19 protein-coding genes are annotated in these 18,106 nt (G+C 38.4%); 1 reads left to right on the top strand and 18 read right to left on the bottom strand.

Going from position 1 to position 18,106, the window contains the following annotated elements; genetic code table 11:
• Nucleotide 1: 1 nt before the first annotated feature.
• Nucleotides 2-1,015, bottom strand: a complete 1,014-nt coding sequence (rfaE1, locus tag PHC29_00365) for a D-glycero-beta-D-manno-heptose-7-phosphate kinase (protein ID MDD5107953.1) — start codon at nt 1,013-1,015, stop codon at nt 2-4.
• Entirely contained in the window at nt 1,012-1,941 is a 930-nt protein-coding gene (locus tag PHC29_00360; protein ID MDD5107952.1) for a deoxyhypusine synthase family protein, read from the bottom strand. Before PHC29_00360 ends, rfaE1 begins: the two co-directional genes overlap by 4 nt.
• 426 nt (nt 1,942-2,367) lie before the next feature.
• Here PHC29_00360 and PHC29_00355 point away from each other — a divergent pair, with 426 nt between their 5' ends.
• Entirely contained in the window at nt 2,368-2,751 is a 384-nt protein-coding gene (locus PHC29_00355) for a hypothetical protein (protein ID MDD5107951.1), read from the top strand.
• A gap of 62 nt (nt 2,752-2,813) precedes the next feature.
• On the opposite strand, the gene PHC29_00350 is transcribed toward PHC29_00355, so the two are convergent.
• From PHC29_00350 to PHC29_00275, 16 genes are all read right to left on the bottom strand, one after another.
• Nucleotides 2,814-3,329 carry an ORF6N domain-containing protein gene (locus PHC29_00350; GenBank protein ID MDD5107950.1) on the bottom strand — a complete coding sequence of 172 codons (516 nt, stop codon included), beginning with the start codon at nt 3,327-3,329 and terminating at the stop codon, nt 2,814-2,816.
• Nucleotides 3,330-3,428: 99 nt separating this feature from the next.
• Nucleotides 3,429-3,713: a hypothetical protein gene (locus tag PHC29_00345; protein MDD5107949.1), complete on the bottom strand. Its 285-nt coding sequence runs from the start codon at nt 3,711-3,713 to the stop codon at nt 3,429-3,431.
• A gap of 78 nt (nt 3,714-3,791) precedes the next feature.
• On the bottom strand, nt 3,792-5,879 hold the full coding sequence (waaF, locus tag PHC29_00340) for a lipopolysaccharide heptosyltransferase II (GenBank protein MDD5107948.1): 2,088 nt from the start codon (nt 5,877-5,879) through the stop codon (nt 3,792-3,794).
• Nucleotides 5,876-6,913, bottom strand: a complete 1,038-nt coding sequence (gene waaF / locus PHC29_00335) for a lipopolysaccharide heptosyltransferase II (protein MDD5107947.1) — start codon at nt 6,911-6,913, stop codon at nt 5,876-5,878. The genes waaF (PHC29_00340) and waaF (PHC29_00335) overlap by 4 nt, the downstream gene beginning before the upstream one ends.
• A complete protein-coding gene (locus PHC29_00330) occupies nt 6,910-7,695 on the bottom strand; it encodes a polysaccharide deacetylase family protein (GenBank protein MDD5107946.1) in 786 nt (261 codons plus the stop codon). The genes waaF (PHC29_00335) and PHC29_00330 overlap by 4 nt, the downstream gene beginning before the upstream one ends.
• Nucleotides 7,683-8,771 (bottom strand): glycosyltransferase family 4 protein, encoded by a 1,089-nt coding sequence (locus PHC29_00325; protein ID MDD5107945.1) that lies wholly within the window; start codon nt 8,769-8,771, stop codon nt 7,683-7,685. Before PHC29_00325 ends, PHC29_00330 begins: the two co-directional genes overlap by 13 nt.
• Before the next feature lie 72 nt (nt 8,772-8,843).
• Nucleotides 8,844-10,937: a lipopolysaccharide heptosyltransferase II gene (gene waaF, locus PHC29_00320; protein MDD5107944.1), complete on the bottom strand. Its 2,094-nt coding sequence runs from the start codon at nt 10,935-10,937 to the stop codon at nt 8,844-8,846.
• Nucleotides 10,934-12,901, bottom strand: coding sequence for an ELM1/GtrOC1 family putative glycosyltransferase (locus tag PHC29_00315; protein MDD5107943.1), 1,968 nt, complete (start codon nt 12,899-12,901; stop codon nt 10,934-10,936). The genes waaF (PHC29_00320) and PHC29_00315 overlap by 4 nt, the downstream gene beginning before the upstream one ends.
• Nucleotides 12,855-13,811 (bottom strand): tetraacyldisaccharide 4'-kinase, encoded by a 957-nt coding sequence (lpxK, locus tag PHC29_00310; protein MDD5107942.1) that lies wholly within the window; start codon nt 13,809-13,811, stop codon nt 12,855-12,857. The genes PHC29_00315 and lpxK overlap by 47 nt, the downstream gene beginning before the upstream one ends.
• A 90-nt stretch (nt 13,812-13,901) precedes the next feature.
• Complete coding sequence (locus PHC29_00305; protein ID MDD5107941.1) at nt 13,902-14,174, bottom strand: TMEM165/GDT1 family protein; 273 nt, start codon at nt 14,172-14,174, stop codon at nt 13,902-13,904.
• 159 nt (nt 14,175-14,333) lie between these two features.
• Nucleotides 14,334-15,056 carry an anti-sigma factor antagonist gene (locus PHC29_00300; GenBank protein MDD5107940.1) on the bottom strand — a complete coding sequence of 241 codons (723 nt, stop codon included), beginning with the start codon at nt 15,054-15,056 and terminating at the stop codon, nt 14,334-14,336.
• Nucleotides 15,050-15,433, bottom strand: a complete 384-nt coding sequence (locus PHC29_00295) for an OsmC family protein (protein ID MDD5107939.1) — start codon at nt 15,431-15,433, stop codon at nt 15,050-15,052. Before PHC29_00295 ends, PHC29_00300 begins: the two co-directional genes overlap by 7 nt.
• Nucleotides 15,434-15,442: 9 nt before the next feature.
• Nucleotides 15,443-15,931 (bottom strand): nucleoside deaminase, encoded by a 489-nt coding sequence (locus tag PHC29_00290; GenBank protein ID MDD5107938.1) that lies wholly within the window; start codon nt 15,929-15,931, stop codon nt 15,443-15,445.
• A 13-nt stretch (nt 15,932-15,944) separates the two neighbouring features.
• Nucleotides 15,945-16,106 carry a hypothetical protein gene (locus tag PHC29_00285; protein MDD5107937.1) on the bottom strand — a complete coding sequence of 54 codons (162 nt, stop codon included), beginning with the start codon at nt 16,104-16,106 and terminating at the stop codon, nt 15,945-15,947.
• A 157-nt stretch (nt 16,107-16,263) separates the two neighbouring features.
• Nucleotides 16,264-16,734 (bottom strand): transcription elongation factor GreA, encoded by a 471-nt coding sequence (gene greA, locus PHC29_00280; GenBank protein ID MDD5107936.1) that lies wholly within the window; start codon nt 16,732-16,734, stop codon nt 16,264-16,266.
• Between the two features lie 38 nt (nt 16,735-16,772).
• Nucleotides 16,773-18,104 (bottom strand): 3-deoxy-D-manno-octulosonic acid transferase, encoded by a 1,332-nt coding sequence (locus tag PHC29_00275; GenBank protein ID MDD5107935.1) that lies wholly within the window; start codon nt 18,102-18,104, stop codon nt 16,773-16,775.
• Between the last annotated feature and the right edge of the window lie 2 nt (nt 18,105-18,106).

The following is an 18,106-nucleotide window of genomic DNA, read 5'->3' as shown; positions in this document are numbered from 1 at the left end:
TTTATTTTATTCTTTCTAAAAGTTCTGCCTGATTTGTAACTGCTGTTCCCAGTTTACCAACTACAATACCTGCGGAAAAATTCGCTATATGCGCTGCCTCTAATTTTGAAGCACCGGCACAAAGGGCTAGCGTAAAAATACTAATTACCGTATCCCCTGCCCCCGATACATCAAAAACTTCCTGGGCTTGCGTCGGTATATGCGTAAGATAGCCATCTTTTTCTAGCAATTTCATACCCTGTTCGCCTAAAGTAATAAGAATAGAATCCAAATTTAAATATTCCAAGATCTCCCGTGCCGCTATATCCACATCCTTATCCGTGAATAATTTATCGGTATTTATTCTAAAGCGGTTAGCCGTGTCTTGTATCTTAAGATTCCTAATGGCATTCTCCAGTTCCTTACGATTAGGAGTAATCGCAGTAACTCCATGATAATACCGAAAGTTTTCTTCTTTAGGATCTACGGTAATAATCTTTTTATTGATCTTGGCCAGAGAAATGAGTTCCTTAAGCAGCGCCACGTTAATTACGCCTTTACCATAATCTTCAATAATAATTGCATCGAAAGACTTGATATTTTTCTCAATATATTTTAAAATTTTTGCATTTAATTCTTCAGCAAGAGCATGCGTATGCTCCCAATCAACCCTAACCACCTGCTGATGGCCAGCCAAGATCCGGGTTTTCACAGTTGTGTGCCTGTTATTCTCAACAAAAATCCCTTGGGAGCTAATTTTTCTTTTTTTTAACTCATTAAGTAAAATTTTAGCGTTGGCATCATCACCCGTAACTCCAAGTAAGGAAACTCTTGCTCCGAATGAACTAATATTATTAGCCACATTGGCGGTCCCACCCGGCACAAAGGTACGCTTATTTGCCCAAACAACCGGAACAGGCGCTTCAGGAGAAATCCTATCAACGCTACCCCAAATATATTCATCAAGAATCAGGTCACCAACTACCAAAATTTTTGCTTTATTGAATCTACGGATTATATTCTTTAGATTTTTCATATCTTCTCAATTACACTTTGGGCTAACATGGGCAACATTATTTCATGGTGGCCGATAATGTAATAGCCTCGACCGCCTGATAAAGTCGGCCGGGAAACTACATTTTGAGACGGACGGTAATGATGGATCATGTCGAAATTTGCCGTGGTAAAATCTTTAACCTTATTCCCCAGATTACGGGTAAGATTCAATGCTTTTAAAAATACTTCAGGTAGCATAACAGCCGAACCGAAATTCAAAACTACTCCCCCTTTATTTAGAGAAGCAATATTATTTACGAGAATATGGAAATCACGCAAAGAACCAGTAGCTGTAGAAGCAGCGTCAAATGAAGGGTGCTGATGAATTATGTCTGTACCGATCCCGACAAAAACACAAACCGGTACCTTATATTTATACGCATTATAAAGCAGGCTTAAATCTCTATTGGTTAAATCTGTTGTGGCAATCGCATTAGCCACGGCATATCCTAACCCAAAACCTTTCTTTACCCCTTCCGAGGCTGCGCAGTTTAAAAAGTCCGCAGTCTCCTTACCCATACCAAACCTTCCGGTTTTAAGATTTTCAGCGACATCTTCAGAGGTCTTCCCCTGAAAAGCAATCTCAAAATCATGGATAATCCCTGCACCATTTAAACATATACAGGTAATTACTTTTTTCTTGATCAGCTCAATTAATACCGGATTAAGCCCGCACTTAATCACATGGGCTCCGGCCATAAAGATTACCCCTTTATTCTTCTTACGGGCAGCCACAATATCAGTTGAAACCGCGCATAAATCTTTTGCTTTTAAGATATTAGGCAAAGAGCCCAGGAAATCACTAAAGCTCTTACCTTTGGCAGGCTTAAGCGCAAAATCCGCCTTATTCACCTTGCTTAGGCGGTTCTTGACCGAATATGTTTTAACCTTCTTTAGATTAATCATAGAGAAATGATTTTATCATAATTTAGCGCTAAATCAAATAGATATTTATGATGCTTACGCGGGTCCTGTCGAGCCTTGGTTTCTGGCCGCACCGCTCGATTTTCCCCAGCGTGGAAAATCTTCGCTTCGGCAAAAATTCTCGCTCTGCCGGGACATTTATTGCGGGCAACCGTGCCCGCTCGAATTTTTGAGATGCTGCCAGAAACCAAGGCTCGCCATCCGTTAGAATAAAAAACATTCCTATTTATTCCATCTTCTCATCTGTTTCACAATATCAAAAATATACCAACTTTTTTCCTTGGTATAATCATTTTTTAAGAGTATAATTAAGGAATGAAAATAAAACCACCGAAACCAATAATTTTTATTATTCTAGTAATCATTTGGATTGTAATTACAATTATCCCCATGTACTCCTCGTTGAGGTTGTTTTTATTAGCATCTGTATTTACGTCTTCTACCATAGTAGTAATTTGGGGGTTATTAGGATTCTTTAATTGGATAATTGACGGATTTGAGATTTATGGAAAAGGTATAATTAGCTTGAGTGAAACAATAACAAAAATACTTAATTATCTCCATACACATCCAAACAATACTCAAATTACTATAGAAAGAGATAACGCCCTTAAAGAAATTAATGAACTCAATAAAAAGATTTCAGGGTTAGAAAACATAATTAAAGATAACGATACCGAAGTAAAAACTATGCGCTCCCATTTTAAATTTCTATTATTTTTTATACCAGTAGCTCTTGGTATTATCGCTATACTAATAGGGATAGCGGGTCTTCAAAAACACACACCATAAAGTATTCTATCTTTTATCCCTAAGTGATCCTTCTTGACACTTTCAAAAGCTTATTTGAAATCCTACTTTGGAGCACGAAAACCTTCTATTACTTTTTCTTTTAGACTAGGCGGTTCCATTAGTTGACGGATCACTCCAAAAATATCCTTTATTGCTGCATCATGCTTTCCAATTCTTTGCTCCAACTCTTCTAATTTATGTATTAATTCCTTATGCGAAGATAGAATCTGACGTAGTTTCACAAATGCCCGCATAATGGCGATATTGACATGTATAGCCTTTTTACTACGTAAAACGCTTGAGAGCATTGCCACTCCTTGTTCAGTAAAAGCATAAACATTAGGAGCATGTTTTAGTTTAGAACTTATCACAAATTGTGATAAGTTCATAATTTCTTCCCGCTTCAATAAAAACATAAAATCTTCAGGGAATCTTTCAATATTACGCCTAACTGCCTGCGTCAATGCGCTAGTACTAACTCCGTAAAGCTGAGCAAGATGATTACTCAACATAACTTTGTGTCCACGTATCAAGAATATCTTTTGCTCAATTACTTCATCCGGAATAATAATTTTCATCTTTTACCTCCTGTTGCAATAGACGTAGGAGGTAACAAGATCTAACAATAATTTTACTAAAAATAGAACCGTCCCCTTTTATTTCTTTCGTTTTTAATCTTATTTTTCCCTTAATATCCTTGCCGACCAGAGGATAAAACGGATAAGAGCAACAACAGGATAACCAAATACAGCTATATTTAAACCCAAAGACATCATTCTTATATATGGGGTATAACCTATCAAGGAATATTTCATATTTTTTATAACTTTAAATTTAGCCTCCCAATGTCCCCTCAAATAAATGTCATTTAAGTGCCTACTTATAAAATACACAATCAGTCCCAAGACTACGATTCCCAATAGAATCAAACCCTCTCTAGCTATGATTTTCTTAACGTTCATATTCGCCCCCACTAAAACCCTATAAACTTCTCCACCCATGAAACAACTACTAGCTAAAAAACAAGGCGCTGTTGGTAACTACCTATTTAAAATCGATTCAGCGGCACAGACTACATCATCAACGCTGATTGCCTTAAGGCAGGTGAATTCTTTTTTACAATTATGCGCCAGGCACTGAATACAGCCTACATCCTTGTGCAGATATTTCCCATGTTTGCCCAAAGGCCCCCAGCGCCGCGGGCTAAGGCCTGCTTGATTACGGCCAAAAATTGAGATAACCGGCGTGCCTAAGGCGCAAGCGATATGCACCGGACCGGAATCATTAGAAATAAATAGGGTGCACCTTTTAAGGATGCTGGCTAACTGGCTTATTGAAGTCCTCCCTGCCAGATTTACCACCTTATCTTTAATTTCATGGGCAATCTTATCTGCTAAATACATTTCTTTTGGCCCGGCTAGAATCAGAATTTTAAAATCATATCGTTTAGATAGCTTTTCGGCAACTTGCGCAAAACGCTCATGTGGCCAAATCTTTGAAGGGCAGCTTGCTCCAGGATTAATCGCTAATATTTTATCTGTCTTACTAATACCTTCTTTTCTAAACAGCTCCTCGACATATTGCTCTGATTCCTTTTTAATGGGCATAAATAAATCTTCTGGATTACCGGCTATACCTAATTCAGAAATTAAATCCAAATTATATTCTGCCTCATGCCGCAAACCCTCCTGCTTTGTATGAATTTTGCGCAGATTAAGCAAAAAACCAAGTTTACAATCATAACCCAGTCGATGCGGAATTCCGGCTAAAAAAGTTATTAAATGTAGCCGGTTTGTCGGATGTAAAATAATTGCCAAATCAAATTTTTTCTTCTTAAGCCTATTAGAAAATTTAAAAGAACGCCACCAACTCTTATGTTTTTGGTCTTTATCATAAATAATAACCTCATCCAGATAAGGGTTACCTTCTATAATATCCAAAGCATAAGGGGCAACCATCATAGAAATATATGCCTGTGGAAATTTTTTCCTCAAAGCATAGATTACCGGCGTAGATAAAAGCACGTCCCCGATACGATCAGTGCGTGCAATAAGAATCCTGCGGTATTGTTTACTTTTTTCCTTTAATCTTTTAGTTGCAAAGATTGCTTCCCGCCACTGAACCGTTGGCGGGCAGGCGTCGTCCGCCACTGAACCAATGGCGGACTCCTCGCAATGACACAATAAGGATTTAATCTGCTTTAACACATCTAGCGGCTTTATACAACTCAAACAAGCCAGTGTACCAAAATGGCATTGCGCTTTTTCACAGGGACGACAGAAGATATCCTTCTTTATAACTATGCTCTTCTGCGACCAAGGCCCATATTTCTTTTCATCCGTCGGCCCAAAGATAGCAGCAACAGGAACATTCAAATAACTTGCCAAATGCATCACTGCGCTATCATTGGTAATTAAAAGCTGGGATTTTTTTAACAAAGCGCCAAGTTGCCCTAGCGTTGTCCTTGCACAAAGGTTAAAAATTCCAGGAGAAGAATTTTGTTGCACATATGAACATATAGATTGATCGCCTTTGTCTCCAACTAAAACTATATCCTTGCCCTCTTTTTTAAGCTGGTTACAAAGTTGGCTAAAATTATGCTTATCCCAGCATTTAACCTGGCTTCTAGAACCAGGCGCAACTACAATCAATTTTTCACTTTTAGCTAGTCCCTGCCCATTAAAGATATTATCGACATAATCAAAATCTCCAGGAGTAATAACCAATGATTGGTAATCTTTATTCTTATAAGAATAATCGGTAAAACCCGCCCAAAAAAGATGCCTGTCCTTCATATGTTTAATCCTAGAAGGAATTATACGTAAAGGCGTACTCTTTTTTTTAGCAGGTAGAAAAACTCCAAAAAAACTATTACGCATATCGATAACTAAATCAAATTTCTCCTTGCTTAAAGAAATAAATAACTTAATCTTATCGATTAATTTGGCATGTTTATCAAAAATAACAACATTCTCAATTACAGGATTATTAATAAAGATCTCTTTAGGGCGCTCAGGTACAAGGCAGGTAATCCTAGACTGCGGATACTCCTGGCGCAAGGCGTCTAAAACCGGCAGGGTCAAAACACAATCTCCAATATTACTTAAAGTTATAAAAAGTATTTTCATAGCTTTCTTATTTTCTTAACTTCTGCCAAAACATCACTGGGAGTGACCGCCTTCATACAACGCCTGTCCTGACAATTTAGCTTATAACACGGTATAGGACAACCTGCATCCTTTTGCAGTATAACGACATTATTAGCAGGATACGGCCCAGTAACTTCTTTGGATGTTGGCCCAAAAATTGCAATTATATTTTTGCACCCTACGGCATTGGCAATATGCATTGGACCAGTATCGGCAGTAATGAACAAATCTGCCCTTTTTGCCAGTACGCCGAGCTGCTTGATATTGAAAGCCCCACAAACAATTAATGGGAGTTCCTTCATTCTTTCTTTAATTTGAAGTGCTAACTTTGAATCAGCAGCGCTACCGGTGATTATTACTCTTAAACCCAATTCATTGATTAATTTATCGGCTAGCTGCGCCCAATAATCGACGGGCCAGCGCTTAGGCAGCCAGTTGCCTCCGGGGTTTATTGCTACTAAAAAATCACTTTTACCAATAGAATTTTTATTTAAAAAATTCTCAACATACTCCTCATCTAAAGATGTAAAGAAGAAATCCAGGTATCTGTCTTCAATCCGCAGGCCCGCTTTTTCAATCACATCCAGATAATAATCTATGCGGTGCAGTGAATCTCTTTTGGGTGGAATGATTTTTTTAGTCAGAAGAAAAGAACGCTTCTTCGTATAATGCCCAATCCTCTCAGGAATTCCGGCAAGCCGGCAAATAAGGGCGCGCGTAAATGATCGATGCAATAAAAATACAGTATCAAATTTTTTGCTTTTAAGCAGGCTAATAAAACTAAGCTTAGAAATCACCCCTTTATGCCTATCCCTCTCATCAAAAATGATTACCTCATCTAAATAAGGATTATCTTTTAGTATCTGATAACAACGGCTGGGGATTATACAGGCAAGGTAGGCTTGCGGATAGTTCCTGCGAATATTCCTGATCGCGGCACTGGAAAACAAAACATCTCCAAGCCAATTAACATTAAAAATTAGGATACGTTTTTCAGAATGCTTTTTATTCATCTAGTATTATGGTTACGAAATGAATTATAATAACCGCTGGTTTTTACCCAAAAATCAAAAAGATTATCCGTTTCAGAAATACGTACTCTTTTAATTAAATACACATCCTGATTAGAAAACCTCTTACCAAGGCCAGTAGCAACCGCCAATTTATATCCTGCCTGAGCGACTAAATCTCTTACATGCGCGTCAAATCTACCCGCCGGATAACAGAAAGTATTAATCGGAACGCCTAACTTTTCCTCAAGTGTTTTTTTAGACTCAAATATCTGCCTTCTCAATTCTTCCTCAGATTTAACTTCGGGCAAATATGCATGGTCTAAAGTATGGCTACCAAAAGTAATCAAACCGGATGCTTGCATTTCCTTAATCTGATCCCAACTTAAAATATCCTTACCAGGGCCCACCTTAATTCGATTAACAATAACAAATATTGTCGCCGGAATCTTAAGTTTTTTTAAAACCGGATAGGCGTAGATGTAATTATCCTCGTAACCATCATCAAAAGTTATGGCAATGGTTTTAGCAGGAACTTTCCCGTGTTCCTTAATCATCCTGCCTGCATCCTCCAATGAAACCACATTGTAATGATGGCTTTTTAAAAATTCCATTTGGCGTTTAAATAAAGTATCGGAGACCTGGAGGCGATTCTCCACTCTAGCCTCCGGAGTAACCGAATGATACATCACGATCGGCAATATATACTGGCCACGCAGCCAGATAAGAAAGGCTACGGTAATTGCCAAGAAAAAAACAACAATTAATTTTTTTATTTTAGACATTGATTATAGACCCTTAGCGTATTATCAACCATTTTTTCTTTAGAAAAATTGTCGATAATAAATTTACGCGCGTTTACTCCTAAAGAACGGCGTAAATTACTATCAGCAAGCAATCTTATGATTGCCGCAGTTAAACCTTCAACATCAGCCGGCTCAATTAATAAGCCATTAACTGCGTCCTGAATTAAAGTTTTAATCCCTCCGACCTTCGAGCCTATCACAGCAAGCCCCTGAGCCATCGCCTCCATAAGTGCTAAGCCCAATCCCTCCTGTAATGAAGGCATAACAAAAATATCCATTGCCCCAAGTAACTCCTGGCTTACCCTGGCTTCAGGAATAAACAAAATATTGTTCTTAATATCCAGGGCCTCCACCTCTTTAATTAATATTTCTTTCATCTTGCCTTCACCGATAATCAACAACTTAACAGAGGCAAAACTCATCATAACTTTTTTCATCGCCCGAATAAGGTAGACATGGCCTTTGACATCGGATAAGCGGGCAATAATACCAACCAAAGGCTCCTGGCCTATACTTAAATCTTTACGCACCTTCTTTCTTGCTGAAAAATCTCCAAAATTATTAGTATCAATACCATTATTTATTACGCTTATCTTTTTTTCATCTAGTTTAAGATCGGCTATTAAATGCTCTTTGACCTCCTGGCTTATAGCAATCACACCTTCACCCCAGCAGGGAAACAACAGCCGCGATAGCTTGGGTTTAAAAAATCCATGGCAGGTAAAGACATGCGGGATACCCAAAGCGCGGCTTAATAAATTTCCTAAAACCTGAGTAGTGCGGCTATTAGAATGTATCAAATCAATTTTTAATCTCTTGGCCTCTTTTCTTAATTTAAAGAAACTAAAAATGATCTTAGGGCTAAGCTCATTTTTCGTCCTTAGGGAAACTTTTATATGAACTATACCTGAAGCAACAAATTTCTCAACTAATTGGCCACCGCTTGAGGCCACATAAACATTAAAGCCATTTTGTTTTAATTCGCTAGCTAAAGTAAACAAATAGCTAGATACCCCTCCTACGTTAAGATGGTTAGCGATGAAAAGTATGTTCACCTCGCACCTTCTCCTTTACTAATTCTTTGAAACCCTCTACCTTTTAAAACTGAATATCTGAAGGTACAGAGTTTATTTTAATAACTTCTCCACTGCTTCCAATACTTCATCAGGACTGATTGCAATCATACAACGCTTAGAGCGGCATTTAGTTTTGTAACAGGGACTGCAATTTAAGCCTTTGTTAATCACAGTATAATCTTTACCAGGCGGCAGATGCCGGTGATGGTCAGTTGGCCCGAATAAAGCAATAAATGCAGTGCCAACTGCAGAAGCAATGTGCAAAGGAAAAGAATCTACAGATATAAATACCTGGCACTTCTTAATCAAGGCCGCCAACTCATTTATAGTAGTTTTACCGCAGGCATTAATAATCTTGGTATTCTTCAAAGAACTAAAAAGCATATTCGCAAAAGGCAAATCATCTTGAGTACCAGTAACAATTACCCGAATATCTTTTAATTCCAGTTCTTCACACAAACGAATCAAATGCTCCAGCGGCCAACGTTTGGTGATCCATCTTCTGGATGCGCTAAGATTAATTCCTACAATCTTCTGAGCCTGGCTCAACCATTGAGCATTCAAAAGTTCATCTACTGCTTTTACGTCTTCGCCAGAAGGCCAAATTTCCAGGCGGTTATCCAAAAGGTCAATCCCGAGCATCTTTAAGATTCGAAACTGATGAGTTACCGGGTCAATTGGAGACTTCTGGTTTTCAACAGTATGATTAAGTAAAAAAGCAAACTTCTTATTACTATAACCATAACGATTAATACAACCGCTTAAATAAGCCAACAGGTGGCTTCTACGGCTATTCTGCAAATCAATAACGATATCAAAATTCTTATTTCTTAAAATTTTCCCAACTCCCAATAAACCAGTTACACCTTTATCCTTATTTTTCAAATCGCAAACCAATAACTCATCAATATAAGGGCTTCTCAAAAGAATATCCTTGGATCCTTCGGAAGTCAAAAAACTTATTTTAAAATTTTCTTTATTGAATTTCTCCCGGATTGCCCTTAATGCCGCCGTAGTCAGAATTATATCCCCTAAAGAACTAAATTTGATAATCAGTATTTTAAAATTACTTATTGCGTCGCGATAAACATCCAGCGTATTCTTAACCATCAATTCTACGTTATATTTCTCTTTAACTTTTAAGTAAGCATTCTCTGCCAGCTGAACAGCTAATTCCACATCCTTAAAAATACGCATTACAGCATCTGCCATGCTTTTAGAATCTGCCGGAGGTACTAAGAGGCCGTTTTTGCCGTCTTCAATAATATCGACTACACCACCGACTTTAGTAGCAACTACCGGAACCCCGGCAGCCATCGCCTCAACAACCACTCTTCCAAAAGCCTCATGAGTTGTTGTGGCTAAAACCACCAAATCTAAATGGGCGAGTATTCCGGGAATATCCCGTTGCGTACCCAGAAATTCCGTGCAATGCCAAAGCCCTAAGCGTCGCACCAAAACCTGAACCTCTTCTTTATACGCCTCCTTGGATGCAGGAGCATCACCTACAATCCAAATCTTGAGCCGCGGTAAAAACCTAGAAATTCGCGCCATAGCCTTAATAAAATGCAGATGCCCTTTTAAAGGAGTAATCCTGCCAATTATTGCGACATTAAAATCTTCTTTCCTTTTTGCTTTAGGATCAAGATATTTGAATCTTTCCAAATCCACACTGCGCGGCACAAGCCTAATGCGCTCATGCGGCACAGAGAAATCTTCAATCATATGCCTGGCAATCACATTACTTAAAACAATCACCCTTTTTGCCCAGCCCATTACCGAGCTAAAAAAATGTTTTTTGTAATAACCGTGACAGGTAGTAATAAATACCGCTTTAGTCTTTCGACAGGCAAAATAGGCAATCCAAGCAGGGACCCTAGAGCGGGCATGCACGATATCAATCTCTTCTTTTTTAATTATTTCTGCCAATACCGGAATTAATTTAAAAATTGAGATAATGGATTTTTTATTTACTGCCAGCGTATAATGTTTACCGCCGGCAGTTTCCAACTCTTTAACTAAGGAACCGCCGGCAGAAACAACTACTGACTTATGCCCCAGGCGCACCAAATATTTGGAGAGATCTAATGTACCAGTTTCAACTCCCCCTACACTAAGCTCAGGTAATATTTGCAGTATTTTCATAGTATTTTATTCAACGCCTCAGCTACCTTTAAATTATCCTGAGGAATATTTATCTTGGGTTTATTTAGCCATATTTCTTTAATGCCGTCTGCTAAATCATTTGTTTTATTTAAATATATATATCCTTTATCCTGATAGTTCTTTAAAAAACATTCATGTTTTTTGCTAAGGCCGCGCCCCTTAAATACTACGACGTACTTTTCTGCGCAGACAGCTTCAGAAATCATCGAGATACTTTCCGGCGAACAGATAATTATATTGCTTAATCCCAGTATTGCGCCAACAACATCAGGGTTATTACTTTCATTGGCAATAACCAAAAGCTTACAACGCGTATAAGTGCTGAACTCATCCTTCAAAACCCGCTCTACTGCAACACTGGTACGCCTGGAAGTAGAAATAAGTATATCTGCATTTAATTCTTCGGATACTTTTTTGACTTGACCAGATAATTCTATTATATCATGTGTATCAATAGAAAACTTCTTAGTATTTCCTCCGATTAAAACTCCAATACATGGAGTGGACAAACGGACTTTTAAAAGATTAGACTGCTCTAGGCTAATAGATTTTTCTTTTAAGTAATCTGAATCGATTAAATTAAGCGCGCCTTCAGTAGATACCACATTCTCCCTTTTAACCGGCCTGTGGCTTTGGCCAAAGGAGGCCAAACCATGGCCTTGTGGCCAATCATGTTCAGGTATAATTACTAGATTAAATTTCTTTAAAGATATATTGGTTGGGCGCATCAAAACAATGGATTTGGCATAATTTTCTTTTACCAGAAGATAATTGACCCGGGAAATTGATCCTCCGGCAGAAATTATTATATCTGGATTAAAACTCACCAAACTCTGCCAGCTCTCATTAGTTAAAACATGATACAGGCAACGGATGCAAACCACAGGTGCCCAATTAAATATAAATTCAGATAGCCTTGAGTGGAATTTTACCTCCTGAATAGATAAATTATATTTTATGCCGCGGTTAGCCAACTGTTGCCCAATTAATTTAGCTAAACCTTGCGATTGGCGCAGATGCCCGGTCTTTCCGTCAGAAAGAATCAAGATTTCTCTTTCCAAACCATACTTCCAGATTTTATAAGTCCAGAGGTATTCATGAGGATATTTACGGATATACCCTTCGTAAACGTTAATTAATCTTTGTAAATTTTCCCTTAAATCACTTTCAGGATTATTAGTTCTAGTTGCTGTATAAACTTGGTCCAGAATTACTTTGGTATATGGGCCCTTAATGCGTGTATAAAAAACTGGAATTATTGAACAATCGAATTTTATTGCTAACTTTACCGCGCCAACCGACATGGAAGCTTCTTTACCGAAAAATTTAACAATCTCTCCGCTCTTACCACCCTGATCCACGGTCATCCCAATTGCCTGGTTACTCTTTAACGCCTCAACCAGCTGACGCAGGCCACCTTCTTTATGGATAATCATCGCTCCCTGTTTAAGCCGGTAAGAGTTAAGTAGGGCATTTAATTTCGGGAAACCCTGATCACGCACAAACAGAAGAAAAGGAAAACCTAAATTCGCGCAAATAATATTGGATAACTCCCAGTTACCCTCATGCACAATGAGGAAAATTACACCTTTACCTCTATTAAAAGCCTTCTGTATACAATCCTCATTTTCAATCTGAATATATTTTTTAAGATACCGCTTATTTATGCGCGGGATAAAAGAAATTTCAATAAGATTCTGTCCAAATGCCTGATAAGCCCTGCGTGTAATCCTTGCGCTAGATGCGCAATCAAGTTTATCTGCAACAGTCTTTCTGATATTAGCGTAGGCAATTACCCGATGCCGCCTATCGAATAGATAAATAAGATCCCCCAGCCTCCTGCCTAAAAAAAGGCTAAAATCTAGGGGTATGAAAGAGGTAAAAAAACTCAAAACCCTAAAGAGAATACAGCTTAAGTAGTCTGCGATTAAATTCTGCTTCATTTTTGGTTATATTCAGTTTTATGTTCAAGGCTAATATCTTAGCCCCTTTGATTTGAAACTCCTTTATCTTTACAGCATCCTTATGCGTTGTAATAATGGCATCTAAATTTAATTGGTGCGCCTCTTTAATAACATCATCAATATCTGCCTGCGTATAATCGTGGTGATCAGCGAATCTTAAAGCTTTTGTAATATTAACTCCCAGTTCATCAATACAATTTTCAAACCCCTGGGGATTACCGATACCGGAAAATATCAATGCGCTTTTTTCCTTAAGCGCATCTAGCTCTAAAAATTCACCCGGATTAGAAACACTGTTAAACCCATCGGGCTTATGGATTGATTCAATAATCAAAGCCTTGGAATTTATGCGCTTTAATTTATCAGTAAGAATACTGGTATCTTTGGCTAAACCAACCTGGGTCAATACAAAAATATCCGCGCGCTTTAAAGCAGTTAGTGGCTCGCGTAAAAATCCTGCCGGAAGCATACGGCCGTTACCAAAAGGGTCTCCGGCATCAATCGTCACAATCTCTAAATCTTTGAATATTTTCCACTGCTGCATACCATCATCCAATATCAGCGTATCTGCTGCATACTGCCTGATTGCCTCATCTGCAGCCTCAATTCTATTCTTATTTACAATTACATGGACAAAGGGAAGTTTTCTCTGTAGCATTGCCGGCTCATCTCCTATGCCCTGAGCCCGGCGGTAACCCCGGCTTAATACAGCAACTTTTTTACCTTGCAAACTTAATAAATTAGATAGATATTCAACAAAGGTAGTTTTACCTGTACCACCCAAAGTGATATTACCCACGCTAATAACTTTGGCGCCCAGCTGCACAAACCTTCTTTTATAACAAGCCACTAAGCTAACCACAGCTAAACCATAGATAAGTGAAAGCATAAATAAAAATAGCCTTAAAAATACCGCGACAGGCCCTTTTATCTTGCCGGTAACCAAATTGTAAAGATATTCTCTTTGTGAGAGCATGGCTTAAATCACCTTAAGCAGCATTAAGAATCCGATAAGGATAAACATAGATGCACCGATATAACGAATTAACTCCGGCCTGATAAATCTTGCCATAATTGCCCCTAAAAAGACCGAAATCAATGTAACCAGAATATAAGCGCTAACTGACCCCATCCAGACAGATAAAGGCTTACCAGTTTTGGCAGCCATACCAATCCCAACTAACTGAGTTTTATCCGCTAATTCCGCAAAAAATACCGCTCCAAAAGTAGCAACAAAAACTTTCCAATCCATAGCTAATTCTCCTTCCCGCAGAGGAAAACCTGCGCAACACCCTTAAGCGCGGAGTGCTCTAAGATATACTCGCTTTAAAGAAATATGATATCACACAAGGGATACAGAGGCAAATGATTTCAAGGATAAAAACTTAAGAATTGCAATAAGATAGGTATTTTAATCCGAAGACATAAAAGAAAAATTGCGCTCGATAAATTCGATTAGTTTTTGCTGATTAGCTGTAGAGATATTACTGAACTCTACTCCGATTCCCGGATACTCATGCCTCTGAACTTCTTTATCCGGAACCCAAACAACACGCGCCTTAAGCTCTAGTTCCTCCTGTTTCGGAGCAAGTTTCATCTTAAGCACTACTTCATCGCCAAGCTTAAATTCACCACAGCCAAATATGAAAGCCCCTACTGCGCTTAAGTTAAGGATATCAACTTTTAGGCATGAAGAAGAATCATCTTTCTTAGATTTCAATTCTATTTTCAAGTCAATCGGTAAACGCTTAAACCTACGGCGCAGCTGCATTTTCTTGATATTTTCGATAATCTTATCTTCCTTGAAACTGTTCAGAGCCTGCTCCTCACTGGCATAAATCTCAATTACCCTATCGGTACCGGAAATCGCAAATACTCCTCTAAGATGCACTGGAACATTCACAAATTTTATCCTCCCCTGATGATTAACTACTTCTTTATAGGCAATAACTACTACCGAAATACCCATATAATCTATTAACTCAACGTCTTCAAGATTACAAAGGATATCCACATACCCATCACGCACACATTGGCCGACTACCTCCACAAGATTCGCCGAATCTGCATCTATGCGGCCACTCAAATCTAAAATCACAATATTTCCGGATTGTCTTACTTTTATATCTAGCATATCAGCTTGAATTCGATTTGAGGGCTACTTTTTAAAGTGTTATGCGCAGGGCAATTCTTGATAAATTCAAGTAATGCCTTCTGCCTACGTTCATCTAACTGGCAATTTTTTAAATCTATATCAACATTAATCTCCCTAAAAGAAAACGGAGCCTGAGCAGAAAGCTCTGCGGAAACATTTACCTTAAAATTCTCCAGGTTTAATTTTGCCCCTTGCGAGTATTTACGAATATACACACCAATACAACTGCCTAATCCGGCTAAAAGCGCATCTAACGAAGTCAATCCCTTACCCTTGGCGTCGATTATAAATTCACTTTCACCTGTTTTAACCGTAAAAGCAAAATCTGAATTATGAGTAACTTCTGCTTTATACATTAACCCCTCCTAATAAGCTTTACCTGCGGACTGCTTCTGCCAAAATTCAAAAAGCGCGATATTTTCCTTTACCAATAAACCCGAAGTAATATCAATCTTACTCTTAGTCAATTGCTTTAACTTCAAATTAGATACAACCAGTTCATTAAAGCCAAAATCTTTGGCATCTTTTATTGAGCATCCAAAGACTATACGTGAAATCCTGGCCCAATGACAGGCAGAAAAACACATCGGGCAGGGCTCGCATGTAGAATAAATGGTACATCCAGATAAATCTATACTTTTTAACAAATCACAGGCGTGGCGAATCGCGATAATCTCGGCATGAGCAGTGATATCCGTATCTTTCCAGACAACATTGTGGTCACAGACAATAACTTTATTATTTTTTACAATACATGCGCCAAAAGGAGTTTGGCCTTTCTTTATCCCTTCCCTAGCTATATCTATCGCTAGGCGCATAAATTTTAAATCCTGATTTCTTATTTTTTTATCCAAAATATTCTATTATCTACTGCTTACGGTTGCTCCTGCGTAAAGCCTTAATCATACGATCGTAGGCTTCCTGAGGAGTTTTACCTTCAGTAAGATGCTCAAAACACACAGCCGCAAATCCTGCCCTATTCTTAATCTTGAAAATATCTACTTTTAAATGGCCAATCTTCTCTTGCATTTAAAATTTAAGTAATCATTCAGCTCTTGGAGGTACCAGACGAGTGTCATTGCGACCCTGAGCGAAGCGAAGGGGAAGCAATCTTTTTTTAGATTGCTTCGTCGCTATCGCTCCTCGCAATGACACAACTACTCCTTAAAACTGAACTATTACAAATTTACCGTGATATCTTGATTACTTTATATTTTAAGATCCCAGCAGGAATCTTTATTTCTACAACTTCATTCTCCTTATGCCCCAATAACCCCTGCCCAACCGGAGAAGTAACGGAAATCTTATTCTGGTTATAATCAGCCTCCAACTCCGAAACCAAAGTATATTCAAGTTCTTCGTCAGTATCCATATCCTTTAATTTTACCGTAGCACCAATCAAAACTTCATCACTAGGCATATCCTTATCCAATATACGCACGCGCGCCAGTTTATCCTCTAGTTCCATAATCTGCTTCTCATTGTGAGCTTGTGCATCCTTAGCCGCATCATATTCAGCATTCTCACTGATATCCCCATGACTCCTAGCTTCCCCCACTGCGCGAGAGAGCTGCCGGCGCTTAACTGTTTTTAATTGTTCCAACTCAGTAACTAATCTTTCATAACCTTCTTGCGTCAGATAAATATCTCCAGACATATTTGCCTCCCATGAATACTTAGACCCCCATTTCCCGATTAGCTGCGAAACAGTTTCCAGGTTACTTGCTGAATAACCTGAATATTCTTTATAGTAGCACCTCTGTTGGCAATAATCAATCCATAGGCACGTTCAGCCATTTCTTTAGCTGCAACAGGATTACTAAGAATTTCTTTTATTTTAATAGTTAATTCATTTTGATCATGCGCCATTTTAGCGGCTTTATTTTTCAAAAACAGTTCGCTGATATCCCGAAAGTTAAACATATACGGCCCAAAAATTACCGGTTTCTTCAGGCTTGCCGGCTCAAGGATATTATGGCCGCCTCTCTTAACCAAACTACCACCCATAAAAACAATATCCGCCGCAGCATAATAATTAAACAATTCTCCCATAACATCAAGAATAAATACCGATTTATTAATACAAGCCGGGCTCGCCCCGTTAGAAGTCCCGCGGCGCGGGTCGCCACTTCTAACGGGGCATGAATCGCTAATACTTGAAATATAAATCGGCATAAAACCATTATCTGTTGCTAAGTTTCCAATATCTTTACTGCGCTGCGGATGCCGAGGAGCAATAAGAAGTTTAAATTTAGGGTATGAAACCAAAATCTCTTGATAAGCTTTAAATATAGACTCCTCCTCTTTAGGATGCGTACTTCCGCAGACTAATAGTTTATCATCCTGGTCAAAGAAAAGTTTTTGCCGATAAACTGAAGCATTAATCCCAACGGCAGCTTCCAAATTAATATCGAATTTTACATTCCCCGTAACTTGGATATTTTCTTTTCTGACTCCTAAATTTTGTAATCGTAAAGCATCCACATCCGATTGCAAGCAAAATTGGCTAACCTTGTTTAAAACCGGACGAATAAATAATTTAATCGCCCGATACCCTCCATAAGAATTATCTGAAATCCTGCCATTAACCGTAACTACCGGTATCTTGTGTTTATACAAGCAGCTGATCAAATTCGGCCAAATTTCGGTTTCAGCAATAATGAAAACACAGGGGTTAATCCTTTTAAGTACCTTACTTATAATAAAACTAAAATCTAAAGGAAGATAAGTTAAAAAATCCTCTTTATTAACCAAGCCTCTTGCAATTTTATTTCCCGTAGCAGTTACCGTAGAAATAACTATTTTTTTCTGCGGATATATTTTTCTTAACTGGGTAACTAGTTCTTTTATAGAGATAACTTCACCTACGCTTACCGCATGAATCCAAATCGGCCTATCCAGATTTAAATCCTCCGGCAGGCTACCCAGACGCCTGGCGAATCCCTGATGAAATTTTCCGCCTAATAAATACAACGGTAAATACAGAAACGCAAAAATCATAAATATTAAATCATAAATTATAAACATAC

Source organism: Candidatus Omnitrophota bacterium, assembly GCA_028712255.1.
Taxonomy (GTDB): Bacteria; Omnitrophota; Gorgyraeia; order Gygaellales; family Profunditerraquicolaceae; genus UBA6249.
This window is presented reverse-complemented; position numbering and strand designations above follow the sequence as displayed.

Coding starts and splice junctions, on each gene's coding strand:
- PHC29_00345 (MDD5107949.1), bottom strand. CDS start 3,713: ATGAACGTTAAGAAAATCATAGCTAGAGAGGGTTTGATTCTATTGGGA.
- PHC29_00285 (MDD5107937.1), bottom strand. CDS start 16,106: ATGCAAGAGAAGATTGGCCATTTAAAAGTAGATATTTTCAAGATTAAG.
- greA (MDD5107936.1), bottom strand. CDS start 16,734: ATGTCTGGAGATATTTATCTGACGCAAGAAGGTTATGAAAGATTAGTT.
- lpxK (MDD5107942.1), bottom strand. CDS start 13,811: ATGCTTTCACTTATCTATGGTTTAGCTGTGGTTAGCTTAGTGGCTTGT.
- PHC29_00315 (MDD5107943.1), bottom strand. CDS start 12,901: ATGAAGCAGAATTTAATCGCAGACTACTTAAGCTGTATTCTCTTTAGG.
- PHC29_00330 (MDD5107946.1), bottom strand. CDS start 7,695: ATGTCTAAAATAAAAAAATTAATTGTTGTTTTTTTCTTGGCAATTACC.
- waaF (MDD5107947.1), bottom strand. CDS start 6,913: ATGAATAAAAAGCATTCTGAAAAACGTATCCTAATTTTTAATGTTAAT.
- waaF (MDD5107948.1), bottom strand. CDS start 5,879: ATGAAAATACTTTTTATAACTTTAAGTAATATTGGAGATTGTGTTTTG.
- rfaE1 (MDD5107953.1), bottom strand. CDS start 1,015: ATGAAAAATCTAAAGAATATAATCCGTAGATTCAATAAAGCAAAAATT.
- waaF (MDD5107944.1), bottom strand. CDS start 10,937: ATGAAAATACTGCAAATATTACCTGAGCTTAGTGTAGGGGGAGTTGAA.
- PHC29_00305 (MDD5107941.1), bottom strand. CDS start 14,174: ATGGATTGGAAAGTTTTTGTTGCTACTTTTGGAGCGGTATTTTTTGCG.
- PHC29_00300 (MDD5107940.1), bottom strand. CDS start 15,056: ATGCTAGATATAAAAGTAAGACAATCCGGAAATATTGTGATTTTAGAT.
- PHC29_00350 (MDD5107950.1), bottom strand. CDS start 3,329: ATGAAAATTATTATTCCGGATGAAGTAATTGAGCAAAAGATATTCTTG.
- PHC29_00360 (MDD5107952.1), bottom strand. CDS start 1,941: ATGATTAATCTAAAGAAGGTTAAAACATATTCGGTCAAGAACCGCCTA.
- PHC29_00275 (MDD5107935.1), bottom strand. CDS start 18,104: ATGTTTATAATTTATGATTTAATATTTATGATTTTTGCGTTTCTGTAT.
- PHC29_00295 (MDD5107939.1), bottom strand. CDS start 15,433: ATGTATAAAGCAGAAGTTACTCATAATTCAGATTTTGCTTTTACGGTT.